Source organism: Bacillus yapensis (assembly GCF_005280205.1).
Taxonomy (GTDB): Bacteria; Bacillota; Bacilli; order Bacillales; family Cytobacillaceae; genus Robertmurraya; species Robertmurraya yapensis.
This window is the reverse complement of record NZ_SUND01000022.1, coordinates 16,392-32,336: the sequence shown is the minus strand read 5'-3', so window position 1 is coordinate 32,336 and position 15,945 is coordinate 16,392. Positions and strand designations below refer to the sequence as shown.

The window sequence follows — 15,945 nt, the reverse complement described above, 5'->3', positions numbered from 1 at the left end:
ACATCGTACTTAACGAATTTAATAAAGAACTAGAGAAATGAGGTCATAAATTTGTGAGATACTCAGATGCCTATAGTATTTTCTTTAAAAATTTAAGAGCGGGAGAATGTGTCAAAGAAGGGGTCACTCAGTTTATAGAAAGAAAGCTGAAGCGTTAAAGTAAATCAGGAGAAAAGCGCCTGGGGAAAGCCGAAAGCACGAGTATTCTTAGGAATAAGTTTCTACCAGAGAAGAGGTAAAACTAGAGTACTCGTGCCGAAACAGAGAAAGAAAAGGCTTGAAGAGAAGCTAAAGGAAATGTCTAAGCGAAACTGTGGAGTAAGTATGGAATACCGCATCATGAATATAATGTAACTTATTCAAGGTTGGGGGAACTATTTTGGATGCTCTTTAATAAACACTTGGGCTACTGCCCCTATTATACAGCCCTTTTATGATTAAATTAGAAAATTCCCCCTGAAATTGTTAATATAGACATACCTAATAGAGAGGGGAAATAATGTGCTAAGAGTATTTTTACTTTTCTTAAGGAAGAGTGAAGAAATTTTAAAGAAAAACCAATACCAGAATTTATAGAATATTTTAATCCCTACTTTTCTTCAACACATTAAACCGTCCAATAACTGACGGTATACGAAAGCTCTGCTACTTAGATGATGGTGTAACAAATTGTCAATATACTTTAGTAATTTTTAATCTCCGTTCATTATCTATATTGATTCTTTCATCGAATTTATTAATAGACTGGTATAATGTCAATGAGGAAAAGTCAGTTAATAAAGCTGGTACATGGGTTAACTAGAAAAAATAGAGAAAAAGGGATCCCTGTGGTCAAAGCGAAGCACTAGTATGGCTGAAGGAGTAATGTAAATTCTAAAAATTAATTTGAACTATAATGAGAAGTAAGATCTAATACAGTTTTTTTAAATGCTCTATAAGAAAAAATCATCAGATTTTTTCACGGCAGATAAGTTTGATACTTAATGTTGATATAGGTTATATTAGTTGGCTGAGAAAATAAAAAAATCAATGGAGGATACGAAGTGATTACATCAGAAGAAATTAAACGTAGATTATGGGACGGGGCAAATGAACTGCGTGGTTCAATGGATGCCAGCCGTTACAAAGATTATATGCTTGGGTTGATGTTCTACAAGTTTTTGAGTGATAAGACTTTAGAAACATTCAAAGTGACCAGCGGTTTAAGACAAATGACTGAATCCGAATTGGTTGAGGAGTACACAAAAGCAAAAGCAGAATACGGCGAGCAGCTAGATAAAATGATTCAAAATGTACTCGGTTATTACATTTCTCCTGAGTATCTCTATCAGACTTGGTTAAAAGACATCAATTCAGGGGATTTTGAAGTCCAAAAAGTAACGGATAGTTTGAATAACTTCGAACGTACGATTGCCGTGTCTGGTGATTCGGATGACTTCAAAGGATTGTTCTCAAGTTCTACGCTTGATTTAACTGATACTGCTTTAGGTAGCAACTTAAACGAACGTAGCAAAAATATTAAGTCACTAATTTTGCTGTTTGCAGATTTGAACATGGTGGCATTGCAAAAAGGTGATGTACTGGGTGATGCGTATGAGTACCTCATCGGTCAGTTTGCCATGGAGTCTGGGAAGAAAGCAGGGGAATTCTATACACCACGACAAGTCAGTGAAGTCATGGCTCAAATTGCAGCGAAAACCTCAGACATCAAGTCAATCTATGACCCGACTGTCGGTTCTGGTTCACTACTTTTAACGCTTAAAAAGCATTTAGATAAAGATGTTCAAAAGAACTTGAGCTATTATGGGCAAGAAAAAAATACAGCAACCTATAACTTAACTCGTATGAATTTGTTGCTTCATGGTGTTCGTCCAGAAAAGATGACCATTAAAAATGGTGACACACTTTCTCAAGACTGGCCAGAAGATCCAGACCGTCCAAATGAAGGGGTACAATTTGATGCGGTGGTTATGAATCCGCCATACTCTGCGAAGAATTGGAACAAAGCAGGGTTAAAAGTCAGCGACCCTCGTTTTGAAGTTGCTGGGGTGATGCCACCAGACTCTAAGGGGGATTTTGCTTTCCTATTACATGGATTATTCCACTTAGGCCAAAACGGCACGATGGCGATTGTCTTGCCTCACGGGGTTCTGTTCCGAGGTTCAGCTGAAGGTGTGATTCGCAAACGATTGCTTGATAAAAATTATATTGATACCATTATCGGCTTGCCAAGCAATTTATTTACCAATACAGGTATTCCAGTAGTTGTAATTATATTGAAGAAAAACCGAAAAATCGGGGAGCCTGTTTTAATTATTGATGCTTCTCGTAGCTTTATCAAAGTAGGAAAACAAAATATCCTACAAGAAAAAGATATCGCAAAAATTGTGGATACCTATGTGGAGCGTAGGAAAGAGAAAGGGTACAGTCATCTAGCGACACGTGAGGTAATCTTACAAAATGATTACAACCTGAATATTCCTCGCTATATTGAGGCGATTGACGAAGAAATTCCTCAAGATGTAGATGCTCACCTGCTCGGTGGGATTCCGCAAAAGAATATTGACGACTTGAAGATTTTACAGTCAACAGTGTCAGATGTTTTGGGACAATCTGTAAAAGAAATACGTGAAGGTTATGTTGAGCTTTCAAAACCAATTGAAGAAATTTCAAATGATATATTAAGCGATTCCCGTATAGTTAGAATATCAAAAGGAATTGAAAACAAAGCTAAATCTTACACTGATAAGTACTTTGACATTATACGAAATGTAGGCAAGAATAGTAATTTAACTCAGTTGATGGAGGAAATGCTTGTTGAAATCAAGGAGATCCTTTCAGAGTTCCACTATATTGATGTTTATGACGGGTATCAAATTGTGGCTGAAATTTGGAAGAATACACTCATACATGATACGGAAATAGTTTCGTTAAGGGATTTCTATACTGCAGGCCGCACTCGTGAGCCTAATATGGTAACTAAAGGAACTGGTAATAACAAGCGAGAAGAGCAAGACGGCTGGGTCGGCAGTATCGTGCCAAATGAATTGATTGAGAAACATTTATACAGTGCCGAAATAGAAGAAATTGAATCAAAGAGGGACCGGATTCAAGAGATTGAAAAGGAGCTGTCTGACCTGGTTGAGGCTGCGAAAGTTGAAGACAGCGATGAAGCCAATGCCTTAGGTGGAATTTTGAATGAAACCGGTGAGGCTTTCGAAACCAAATTAGTAAAAGCAGAGTTGAAAAATGCAAGCAAGGGAACGGCTGAATATAACCTGCTGAAAAAATTGGAGAAGTTATTTGCAGATAAATCAGAGCTTAGTAAGGCCGTGAGAGCGGATGAAAAAGCCCTCAAAGAAGCTGTGCAAGAACGTATCTTAATTTTGACAAACGAAGAAATCGACAGCTTAATGTATGAAAAATGGTTCGGTAATATAGTGCATGCTATGATTGATTTGGTAGAGGTACCACTAAAAAAAGAGTTGAGCATATTACAAATGTTGCACAATCGTTATACCGATACCTTGTCAGCGATCGACGAAGAAAGTCGTGACTTAGAATCAGCGTTTGAAGCATTGATGAGTGAATTGGTGGTGAGGTAATGACGGAACAAATAAATTTAGTACCAAAAAGGAGATTTAAAGAATTTCAAAACACTCCCGATTGGGAACAGCGGAAGCTGAAAGAAATTGTTGATCTATTAAAAGATGGCACACATGGGACCCATAAAGATGGGAACGATGCATTCTTGCTCAGTGCAAAAAATATAAAGAATGGTCAAATAATAATAGATGAATTAATCGATAGAAAAATATCATCTGAAGATTACAATTCAATTTTTAAGAATTATAAGTTGGTGGATCAAGATTTATTAATTACAATTGTAGGGACTATTGGCCAAACAGCTCTGTACATGGATACCACATCTAAATTAGCTTTTCAGCGTTCAGTGGCAATTATACGTGGTAATCAAGATGTGAACCAGAATTTTTTGAAATCAACAGTTGATTCCAATTATGTTCAAAAACAATTGAAACAATCAGCATCAATGTCTGCGCAAGCTGGAGTTTATCTTGGAGACTTGGAAAAATTGACAATAACTATCCCGGAATTGTCTGAGCAAATCAAAATTGGTAACTTTTTTAAACAACTCGACCGTTACATCACCCTTCATCAGCGTAAGTTAGAAAAGACGGAAGCATTAAAATCTGCGTATCTTTCTGAAATGTTTCCTGCTGAAGGTGAGAATGAGCCGAAGCGGAGATTTGCAGGATTTACTCAAGCTTGGGAACAGCGTAAGTTGGGAGATGTGATAGATGGATTATATAATGGACAAACTCCATCAAGATTCCGAGATGACTTTTGGAATGGCAATATCAACTGGTTATCAAGCGGAGAATTGAATCGCTCGATCGTCAAAACGGCAAGTGAACAGATAACGGAGGCTGGGCAGGCTGACGCAAATTTACGCATTGTTCCTAAAAATACCTTTGTTATGGCAATAACTGGACTAGAGGCTGCTGGTACTCGTGGGAACTGTGGAATTCTTGGAATTGATACAACGTTGAATCAGTCCTGTATGGCGATATTTCCTAATAAGAAATTGCTAAGTACTCAGTTCTTATTTCAATGGTATAAGATGGTAGGAGAAGACTATGGTATTCGATTTACACAGGGGACCAAGCAACAAAGTTATAACGCTGAAATTATTAAAGATCTCGATATATGTTTACCAAAAGTAGAAGAACAATTGAAAATCAGTCAATTCCTTTCAGAAATGGATAACCTTATTAATCTTCAACAGCGCAAGTTAGAAAAACTACAAAATATAAAAAAAGCATACCTAAATGAGATGTTTGTCTAGAGGGGAGATTAGGTCATGAGCAATGCACCAAAAAGTGCAGCAGAGAAAACCTTTCAACAAAATTTTGTTAAAGAACTGCAAAAATATAAATGGGAAGCACCTGATTTCTTAGACGGCAATAAGCTAAAAGTAACCGTTGCTGATTTGGTTTCTCATTGGCGTAGTGAACTTAACCGTATTAATGCTGACCAGCTTGAAGGTGTGGAATTAACGGATAATGAATTCCGTCAAGTTATGGCGAAAGTGAATCAAATCAGCAATAGCTACGAAGCAGCGAAGATTTTAGCCATTGAAGAGTCAAAAGGAAAGATTGATGGCATTTACCGTGACGACAATCCAAAAATCACAAGAAAACAAATGACTTTGACGATTTTCAAAAAGGCTGAAGTACGTGGTGGGGACTCAAGCTATAGGATTGCAAGAGAAGTACAGACCCCAAACAACAACCGTTTTGATATTGTCTTACTCATCAACGGCTTGCCTTTAATCAATATCGAGATGAAACGCACAGACAAAACTCTAGACGAGGCATTTGGACAGTTTATGCGATACTACCGTGATGGCGAATACAGTAATAATTTCATGGCCTTTTCGCAAATGATGGTCATCACTTCTGAGATAGCCACTCGATATTTCGCTACTCCAAAAACAGCAGGAGATTTCAACCCAAGCTTCGTTTTTCATTGGTCGGATAATAACAATAAACCGATTAACGACTGGAAAAAGGTAATTGATAGTTTTTTGATGATTCCAATGGCTCATCAAATGGTGGGAGATTACTTGGTGATTGACGAAGATAAGGAAGAAGAAAATAGGCGACATTTGTTATTACGTCCGTATCAAGTGTATGCTCTACAAGCTATTGAAGGTGCTGCTTTCGGTTGGGACAATGATGAAAAAGTTCCTCACGGTGGCTTTGTTTGGCATACTACTGGCTCAGGGAAAACCATCACGAGTTTCAAGACAGCTTTATTTTTATCAACTAGGGGAGGATTTGATAAAGTCGTTTTCCTTGTTGATAGACGTGAGCTAGATAAAAATACTCGTGAAAAGTTTAAAGCATACGCTGTTTACGAATCAGTTTCCGTTGATGAAACGAAATTCACCTACCAGCTAAAAAAGAAACTGAAGTCTGCTCAAAATGGAATTGTGGTAACGACAACATTCAAACTGAATTCCCTAGTTAAAGAAATGGAAGAAGCTTATGATGCTAGTTTAGCAGATAAGAAAATCGTTTTTATTATCGATGAAGCTCACCGTACGACAATGGGGCAGATGATGGGAACCATTAAGAGCTATTTTAAGAATAACGGACTCTTCTTTGGCTTTACTGGAACACCTTTATTTGATGAAAATAAGATTAAAGGAAAATTCAATGAAAAAAGCGAAGTCATTAACACAACTGAAAAGCTATTCGGACCCAAGTTACACCAATATACGATTGATGAGGCGATTGCGGATAAAAACGTATTAGGTTTTCACGTTGATTATATCAACACTGGAGAATTCAAGAGTTATGATGATTTAAGAGAGCAATTGGCAGAGAAAATTAAAGAAGAACATCCTGAGTTGACGGACAGAGAAATTGAACGCCAAGTTCAAGAGATGTCAGAGGTTGAAGTTGAAATGCAAGCTAAAAAACAAGGACTGCTTATATACCAAGATGAAACGCATATCCCTCGGGTAGTTGAAGAAATTCTGAATAACTGGGAATCGCAATCACAGGGTAGAGAGTTTAATGCGATATTGACAGTTGCCTATAAAAATCGTGTGATTGCCTATTATAATGAATTTAAGAAACAACTGGCTGACCGCGGAGAAAAGTTGAATGTGGCTATGACGTTTAGTTTCGGTAACGAAAATGATCCAACGCTACTAGATCCTATAATTGCTAAAGATATGTTTAAGGACTACGCTAAATTTACTGGTATTGAGTTTGTTGCTGGTGATAAAAAACACGGTGAGGATGCTTACTTTGAAGATGTCGTGGAGCGTGCCACTCGAGGCGGTAGTAGGCGAAATCCTAAGAATATAGACCTTGTGATAGTAGCAGACCAACTGCTGACAGGTTATGACTCTAAGCGTCTTAATACGCTTTATGTAGACCGTTCGCTTGAACTTCAAGGTTTAATCCAGGCCTATTCCCGAACAAATCGTGTGTTTGGCTCAAATAAAGAGTTTGGAACGATTATCAACTTCCAATATCCACGGATTACCGAAGAAATCGTGAATAAAGCTTTGAAGCTTTATGGAAGCGGTGGTAAGAGCAGTAAGGCAATTGTTGATACCTATGAAACTGCAGTACAGAAATTAGCAATAAAAGTTACTGAAATGATTCCGAATTTACCTGACCCTACTGAATGGCAGACAATTGAACATATTGAGGACGAAAAAGAAGCATTTACACTAGCTTTTAAAGATGCTGCTGAGCAATTGAATTTGGTGGAACAATACTATCAATTTAAGTGGGATGATGTATCTTTTGGTATTGATGAGCATTCTTGGTTGCAATATGTTGGTGCGTATAAAAACTTAACCTGGAAGCCAGGAACTCCACCACAGCCAACACCGATTAATCCACTTGTAGGAAAAACGAAGTTGGCTGGAACACAAGTAATCGATGCACATCACATTCTTAGTTTGATTGGTTCAAAGATTACCTCACCGTACGGTATACAAACGGTGGATATTGAAACTCTCCGTATTATTTATGAACAAATTCAAGAGTTAAGTAACATGGGGGAGCATGAGCAAGCACAGTTATTGAAAGAATTTGTGGATACTCAGCTCGTGCCTGGTAACTTATCGAACGATTTAGACTTTGATGAGGCTTATGAGATTTGGAAAGGAGATAAGCTGAAGGATACGGTTATTAGTTTTTCTTCAGAGTGGGGATTAGATAGTGAATTGCTTTTAAAATCAGTGAATTCCTATTCTACTTCACAGCCTGATATAGTTCCTTACATTAATGAACTCATTAGTAGTATTGATTTTAACAAGGCAACTAATCAATCGGCTGTCAATTTATTAAGGCATAATATGGCGCTAACCGTCAAACTTCCAGAGTGGATTGCTGAAACAAAGCAAAAATACAGTTAACTTTATTATGGCATTGAAGTGATATTAAGAACGAAGAATAACTAGTGAAACAGAATAAGTTTAAAATGTAAGAGTCGAGGAGATACATTCCTTGGCTCTTCTTTTTTAAAATATGCATCTTGAATTAGTCTTGAAAACTTTAGGATTTTATTGACTATACTGACTATTAAAAATGATGTAAAATATTACAAAATGTATTAATGTGTTTGATTTTCTGTTAACTATGGAGGGTGAATAATGAATTGGCAAGATTAGTTTCCTAAGGAGTATCCAATCGGTGCAGCGGGCGAGGATTTAGAAGTTTATGGATTTGTAGATAATGAGCTTCCTATATAATCAGATTTTATACATAACAATATATCACAACCGGGGGAGAATTCAGACAGAACAGAACATGACTTATTTGAGTGAATTAAAGAGATGGAGGCTTTAGCTTTTACACTTTTAATTAAGTGCACGGAGAGTTTATTACTTTTTAAGTAGTAGAGACGAGTTAATACTAATACAGGGTCATCTGAGAAAGGGAGAAGAAAATGTACTTACAGGAATTACAAAATGTGTTTGGAGCTAATGCAACTTTTCGTGATGGTCAGGAGACAGCAATTAACAGTATTTTAAACAAAAAACGTGTCCTTGTTGTTCAAAAAACAGGTTGGGGAAAAAGTTTAGTTTATTTCCTTGCAACGAAGATTTTGCGGCAACGTGGAGAAGGTGTTACGCTCATTATTAGTCCCTTGTTAGCCTTGACTAGAAATCAAATTGATAGTACAGAAAAGTATGGAATTGTTGCAGAATGTATTAACAGTCAAATTAACAAGACAAAAGAAGAAAGGGCCGATGTTGTTAATCGATGTAATGATGGAGAATGTGATGTCCTTTTTATTACACCAGAGCAACTACAAAATGAAGATTTTGTTAGGCTTTTATCACAACTTGAAATAGGCTTATTCGTTGTTGATGAAGCACATTGTATATCAGATTGGGGACATGATTTTAGACCAGACTATAGGCGGATTCATCACCTTCTTGAAATATTACCAGAAAATATTGCAGTTTTAGCTACTACGGCAACAGCAAATAATCGAGTCATTGAGGATATAGCGGCACAACTAGGTGAATGTGAGATTGTTCGTGGAGATTTACAAAGAGAATCTTTATATCTACACAAGGTATTTCTACCGACTGCAGAAGAAAAGTATGCATGGATAGCGAAGAACTTAGAATGGCTAGAAGGGTCAGGGATTATCTATGCTACAACAATTAAAGAGTGCGAACGTCTTGCGATATGGCTTCGACAAAATGCAATTAATGCTAGTGCCTATCATAGTGGTCTTAATGAAGAAGTAAAAATTGATCTTGAAAATAGACTAAGTAGTAACGAGCTTCGAGTCCTAGTCTGCACTATTGCACTTGGTATGGGTTATGATAAGGAGGATATTAGCTTTGTCATTCATTATTACACACCAAAATCTGTTGTTGAGCATTATCAGCAAATTGGTCGAGCAGGGCGAGGTATAGATCAAGCTGTTTGTGTACTTCTTTATGGTGGAGAGGAAGAAAATAAAATTAATGAATATTTTATATATAATTCCTTCCCTAAGCAAGAACATATTAATCAGGTGCTCCATTTCTTAAACCAAAACGATGAGGTTAAGAAGTCATCGCTTGAACAAGAGATGAATATCAAGTCGTCTACTCTAGACCAAATTTTGAAATTATTATTAATTGAAGGATTTATTGGAAAGGATTCGAGGTCCAGATATTTCAGAACATTAAAACCTTATATTTCGCAACAGAGCTACTATAATTCTGTTATTGATATGAAGGTTCGTGAATATCAAGAATTACTCGATTTTCAACAAACAAAGGAATGTCAAATGGCTTATTTAACAAGTGCACTGGATGACCCTAATTCCAAAAGTTGTGGAAAATGTAGTACATGCCTTGGAGGTGCTTGGGATTTAACTAATGACGTTCTTGTTAGCGATGATATTGCTAAGGTTTCTCAGTTTTTCGATAAGAATTATATTTTAATTGAACCTCGTAAAAGATCCGCAGTAACAAATAAGAAACTAGAGTTTATACATGAAGAGGGGCTGGCTTTAAGTTATTATCACGAACAACTTGGGCAGGAGGCGCGTCGTGGTAAATACGTTAACAACAAATTCTCTGATGTACTTGTCAATGCATCAGCCGATAAGTTAAGACGCTTCTTAAGAGAAAAAGAAATTGATATAAAAGAATTAGTAATAGTTCCAATTCCTTCGAACCGAAGACCAAAACTTGTTCCAGAGTTTGCAGAACGACTTGCAAACACTTTACAATGTAAGTATATTGAAATTCTTGCTAAAAGAATAAATGAACCAGAGCAAAAATCACTTCTAAATAGTCGTCTACAAGAGCAAAGTATTCGGGATCATTTATATATACAGAACCATGTAAACATAAATAATAAGGATATACTCTTAGTAGACGATTTTGTAGATTCAAGATGGACTTTTTCAATTGCCACAGATTTACTTGGTGAAGTGTATGAAGATATTACTATAACGCCGTTTGCCCTAGCGGATACAAGTGGTAGTGATTAAAAAGAGGTGTGCATAATGCAATTTACAAATAACGAAATTGCTACTTATTTATTTTGTGCGCAATTGGCACAGACAAAGACAACTCCACTAACAATAATAGAATGGAACACAGTTGTAAAATCATTAAGTGAGCAAAAAATGCAGCCAGAGGTATTGTTTAAAATAACGCCTAGTGAATTACTAAAGGCTTTAACAAAAGCAACAGAAGCACAAAAAATTAAAATTGTTAAAAAAATAGCAGCTCGACAAAAGCTTGGTATTTCAATGTTAGAACTAAAGGAAATTGTCCATCAGGGATATGGAATTATGTTTCGAGCTCAGATGCCAATTTCTTTAAAAAAGTTGACCCAAAACTTTATACCAGCCTTTTTCTATTATGTAGGAGACACAACAATACTATCGCATCCTATATTAGGCGTTGTAGGAGCTAGAGATGCAAATGCTGATGAACTATCTCAGACAGCTGAGATTGCAAAAAAAGCAGTTTCAAATGGAGTAGTAATAATATCAGGCGGGGCAAAAGGTGTCGATACAACAGCAGTAGAAGCATCATTAGAAAACGGTGGAAAAGCCATAGTCTTTCCTGCAGAAGGGCTTGCGAAATGGGTTAAAAAGAGTACGATTCGAAATTATATTTCTAATGGCCAACTGCTTTTAATGTCTGCTCAAAGGCTTGATGCACCATTTTCTGGATCTTATGCAATGCAGCGTAATAAATTTATCCATGCACCATCTAATGCTGTACTCGTAACTTCATCAAAAATATCAGGAAAGAAATTAAGTGGTACCTGGGAAGGTGTATTGGAAAATATTAAACATCAATGGTCGCCTCTATTTGTTTTAGGTAACAGTGAAGGGGTAGAAAAATTGAAAGTTGATGGGAATGCAAAACAATTCTCGTCATTTGAAGAAATATTTAAGCAGAGTGACTCTACCAAAATGAAGACTCAATCAGAGATTGATGAGAAGATAGTTTCACTTGTTCAACTTGCTATTGCAAAAGGTATGGAGAAAGAAGTGATAGAAAAAAAGTTTCTTGAAATATCAGCTAAGTACTACAAGAACTATGAAGGATCTAGACTTGATAATCAACGTACATTACAAGATTCTTTGGCACAAGAGCAGTTAGAAATGAAACTTTGAATATTCGAAAAATGAAATCACTATTACATTATAGCAGGACTCTGGAGAAGGCTCCATTTGTCAGTGGTCAACCAAGAAAGAAGCTCTCCTCAATTAGAAACTTAAGAATTGAATAATCATAAATACTATATCATTGAGGCAAGTCAGAAGCACTTGTCAAGAATGGAATTAATTATTAGTGATAAGGAGCGTATAAAATAGACAATTTCAGATATTTATTAGAGCACTTTGAGGATAGAAAAGATTTAGTTGAAGGGAAAGCAAGGATTGCTACCATTCTCCTGAAAAAACAGCCTATTCAATTTGTAAAGAGCTTATATAGCAGGGTTCTGACTGGTAGGATAAGGTCAAAATTGCTATGATGGTAAACTATTTATAACCTGGAGAGTTAGCTGCTGTAGTTGGAAATAGAGAGGTCTGATTCTTTTTAAAGGATCAGACCATTTTTATAGTCAAACTTAAATACTGAGGAAGTGAATCGGTGTTAACATTAAATCAAGAAATAATAAGTGAATCTCTAAACAAAGTTGGACCCGGGCTAGAAAAATATATAAGAATCCAAACAATGTTTTATAATGTTAACGTTAATAAAAGTGAGGAATTTCAAAGAATCTATAATGGATATTATAGGATGAGACAAAGGCCAAGGGCTTTCTATGATACATATTATGAATTTTTAGAGAAGAGTAAAGTTACAGAACCCTCTTTTGAGAGTACACTAAAGTACTTATATAATGAATTGGGGAGAGTAGAAGCATCATTCGCTAGTAAATTGGTTGCGACCGTTAATCCATCAAAGCCTGTCTGGGATTCAGTGGTATTAAAGAACTTAAGAATTAGTCCTCCTTCATATTATGATAAAAATAGAATGAAGAAGATTATTGATAAATATAACAGCATAGAGGAATGGTACATCACCTTTTTAACCTCCGAAGAAGGGAGATTAGCAGTAAAGTTATTCGATGAGAAATTTAATAATAAAGAATTAACTTCATTAAAGAAATTGGATTTAATTTTATGGCAAATTAGGTCTTAATAAAGGAGTTTTTATAGAAAAAGAGTTTGCATATATTCAGTATCGATATGAGGATGTTACATGATTTATTTATTAAATCTTTAAGATTTGAAGAATAATGGACGAGATTTCAAGTAGAAATTCAATTAAGTTGGAGGGTTTGTAGGAATGAATCATTCTTACTATGAATTTGGCGGTAACAAGAGAATAGAAGCAATTGGGGAGAGAATAAGAGAGTTTGAAGGAGCGGTTTCAAACAGATAAGGGGTGGTGAGTTCTATTATACAACTAAAAGTAATCAGTTAAAGTTAAATAGAACAAATCGATCTATTTTAAAAGGTGAAATTGAGAAAGCTTTAAAATATGTGCATCTAGAAAATACAGTTCCATTACAAAATCTGCAAGCACCTTTATATATATTTGCAATTCTTATAGACAAGAGAATTAGGAAGAATGATTGGTAACTTGTATCCTTATTAAATGTGGCCTATTGTTGATGATGAAATACATGATGGGAGAAAAAGATTAGCTATTTCTTTCGACATTGGCGCAACTTAGTACATGTCAAGAAAATTCATAGCAAGGCGTTGTTTGTAGAGTGCGAAAAAAGACCTGAAATAACAATCAGAAAATGTTGAAAAGTGTAACTAATTATCATATTATGGAATTGTAACTATTTACCTATTAGTCTATATCTATTCTTCCGGAGGTGTTTTATTTTGTTAAAAGCAGAGGATTTCTTGTTTGAGGAGATCGAAGAATCATTAGTATTAACTAAATATAGTGATGGTTGTTCTGGTAATCGTTCCGATTGCTGTACACGTGTTTGTACACGTAATAACCAAGTGGCAACCGAAGAAGAATGGGGAGCATTTTTGGAAGTTAACTCTGGGGTTGTTCAATACTAAAATTGATGTATAAGAAGCCTTTTGTAATAATACAAAAGGCTTTTTATATATTTAAATTGAAATCGGTTGTAACTTTATGGGAGGAAATTGCAACATATGATAAATCAAACAGATATATATAAAATTAGAGATGGTATAGATGTATATTTGATTGGTGAAGAGATTCTTCAAATATACTTTATGAATACAAGAAAACAAATTCAGTTTAAAGCTAATAAGTTTACGGTGTTATTAATTGAATGTATAGATGGAAAAAAATCGATATTGGATATTAAGAAAAAACTTGAAGAAAGAATTGAAAAGATAATAGACATTGATGCTATTAAACAAGTTCTTTTACTCTTAGTTCAAAAAGGAATTATTGTAGAAAATAAACAAAATGTTCACAGTTCATATATATCTGATGAGTCAAAAGAACGATATGATAGACAAATTAACTTTTTTGGTGATTTTTTACCTGGGGTTGTTCGAAAGTATGAAGCACAGAGAGAAATTGAAAATTCCTGCATTTTGATTTTTGGTTGTGGTGCTGTGGGAGGGTGGATTGCCACTGAGCTAGCAATGTGTGGAGTCAGAAATTTTATATTATTTGACGGTGATGTTGTCGAAAAGTCAGACATTACTCGCCATATATACTATAAAGAAGAATTTGCTGGTATTCCAAAGCTTGATGCTCTTGAGGCATCTTTAGCTAAAATCAATCCAAAAATTAATATAACGAAATATTATCAATACTTAACGCCAGAAACATTAATTACGAATGTAATTGATAAGGCGGATTTCATTATTAATACTGCAGATGAGCCGTATATTGGTCATACTTCACTAAAAATTTCTCGTGAATGTATTAGTCAAAAAAAGGCCCATTATATAGCTGGTGGATTTGATGCTCACCTTGCAAGTACTGGAGAGCTGATTATTCCTGGGTTAACTCCTTGTGTAGATTGTTATGCAGACTATTTTAAAGAAGCTCTAAAAGATTGGAAACCTAGTCCACACCCAGTTAAGGAACGTCATCTGGAAATTGGTGGACTGTCTAGTATGTCATTGCTTTCTGCGAGTTATGCTGTTATCGAAATTATCAAGTATATTGCTGGACTAACAGATTTTACAAATTATAGTAAATCGAGGGGAGAATTCTTATTTGATACTCTTGATATCAATTATTTAGATGTGAAGAGAGATGAAAATTGCAAAACATGTGGAGAGATTGTATATGAAAAAGCCTAAAGTTAGATCATCTGTTTCCTCAGTCGTACATGATATTAATACAATTGAATTTTTTCTGACTAATACGCGGAGACAAGTAATAATGAAGGTACCAAATCAGAATGTTATTAACCTTATTTTGTCTTTGGATGGAACAAGAGGTATTGATGAAATTTGCCAAGAATATGAATTGGATATTTTAGCAAAAAAAAACATGATCAATATGTTGAAATTTTTGGAAAGAAAAAATGTTATTATTGATGCCGATAAAGAATGGTACAAAGAAGATTATCAGCGCTTTAGACGAGTATTAAATTTTATTGAGGATTATGTCTCAGTGTATGATGAAAAAATTCATGCTTGGAATAACATAAGAAGTTCTCATGTTGTAATTGTGGGTCTAGGTGCTGTTGGAACTTGGGTTACTTATCAACTTGCACAGTCTGGAGTAAAAAAATTTACATTAATAGATGCTGATATTGTCGAAATTACAAATTTACATCGACAAATAGGTTTTACTCTGGATGATGTAGGTGAGAATAAAATCGATATCGTACAAAGAAATTTACATGAGATTGATTCGGAAATTTCTGTAGAAAAGGTCTATAAATACATTAACGAATCTGGAATTGAAGAATTTGCAAAAGAAGCTAGTTTAGTTATTAACTGTGCAGATAAACCAACTGTTGATCAAACGACATTATGGATAGGTGAAAGTTGTATGAAGTATGGTGTACCGCATATTATTGCTGGAGGTTATAATTTGCACTTATCTTTAATAGGCCAAACGATTCTTCCGTTTCAATCCGCTTGTGTAAAGTGTTTTGAAACAAAGCTGAATGAAATTAATAAAATTGATATTTCAAATATAAGAAAATTACATATAGAAAATCGGAAAATAGGAAGCTTTGGTCCCCTGTGTGCTATATCTGCTAGTATAGCTGCAATGGAAGCAATTAAGGTTTTAAGTAAAGTAATTTTGCCAGCTAATATTAATAGACGTGGAGAGTTTGATATTTATTCTATGAATATTAGTTATATGGACATTTCCCATGATGATAATTGTGAATGGTGTGGTGTTAACGGAAAATTCTGCTGAAAAGAGGTTAGTTAAGG

9 protein-coding genes are annotated in these 15,945 nt (G+C 35.3%); all 9 read left to right on the top strand.

Annotated elements, in window-relative coordinates:
- Positions 1 to 1,043: 1,043 nt before the first annotated feature.
- Positions 1,044 to 3,605, top strand: coding sequence for a type I restriction-modification system subunit M (locus FAR12_RS20655; protein ID WP_126410664.1), 2,562 nt, complete (start codon positions 1,044 to 1,046; stop codon positions 3,603 to 3,605).
- Positions 3,605 to 4,867, top strand: a complete 1,263-nt coding sequence (locus FAR12_RS20650) for a restriction endonuclease subunit S (protein WP_126410663.1) — start codon at positions 3,605 to 3,607, stop codon at positions 4,865 to 4,867. Before FAR12_RS20655 ends, FAR12_RS20650 begins: the two co-directional genes overlap by 1 nt.
- Positions 4,868 to 4,882: 15 nt before the next feature.
- Entirely contained in the window at positions 4,883 to 7,966 is a 3,084-nt protein-coding gene (locus tag FAR12_RS20645; RefSeq protein WP_126410662.1) for a type I restriction endonuclease subunit R, EcoR124 family, read from the top strand.
- A 533-nt stretch (positions 7,967 to 8,499) separates the two neighbouring features.
- On the top strand, positions 8,500 to 10,554 hold the full coding sequence (locus FAR12_RS20640; protein WP_126410661.1) for a RecQ family ATP-dependent DNA helicase: 2,055 nt from the start codon (positions 8,500 to 8,502) through the stop codon (positions 10,552 to 10,554).
- A 15-nt stretch (positions 10,555 to 10,569) separates the two neighbouring features.
- Positions 10,570 to 11,697: a DNA-processing protein DprA gene (locus FAR12_RS20635; protein WP_126410660.1), complete on the top strand. Its 1,128-nt coding sequence runs from the start codon at positions 10,570 to 10,572 to the stop codon at positions 11,695 to 11,697.
- Positions 11,698 to 12,178: 481 nt separating this feature from the next.
- Positions 12,179 to 12,733, top strand: a complete 555-nt coding sequence (locus tag FAR12_RS20630) for a hypothetical protein (protein ID WP_126410659.1) — start codon at positions 12,179 to 12,181, stop codon at positions 12,731 to 12,733.
- A 698-nt stretch (positions 12,734 to 13,431) separates the two neighbouring features.
- On the top strand, positions 13,432 to 13,620 hold the full coding sequence (locus FAR12_RS20620; protein ID WP_126410658.1) for a hypothetical protein: 189 nt from the start codon (positions 13,432 to 13,434) through the stop codon (positions 13,618 to 13,620).
- Positions 13,621 to 13,716: 96 nt separating this feature from the next.
- Positions 13,717 to 14,850: a HesA/MoeB/ThiF family protein gene (locus FAR12_RS20615; RefSeq protein WP_126410657.1), complete on the top strand. Its 1,134-nt coding sequence runs from the start codon at positions 13,717 to 13,719 to the stop codon at positions 14,848 to 14,850.
- Positions 14,837 to 15,928, top strand: a complete 1,092-nt coding sequence (locus FAR12_RS20610) for a HesA/MoeB/ThiF family protein (protein WP_170972275.1) — start codon at positions 14,837 to 14,839, stop codon at positions 15,926 to 15,928. The genes FAR12_RS20615 and FAR12_RS20610 overlap by 14 nt, the downstream gene beginning before the upstream one ends.
- Positions 15,929 to 15,945 lie beyond the last annotated feature (17 nt).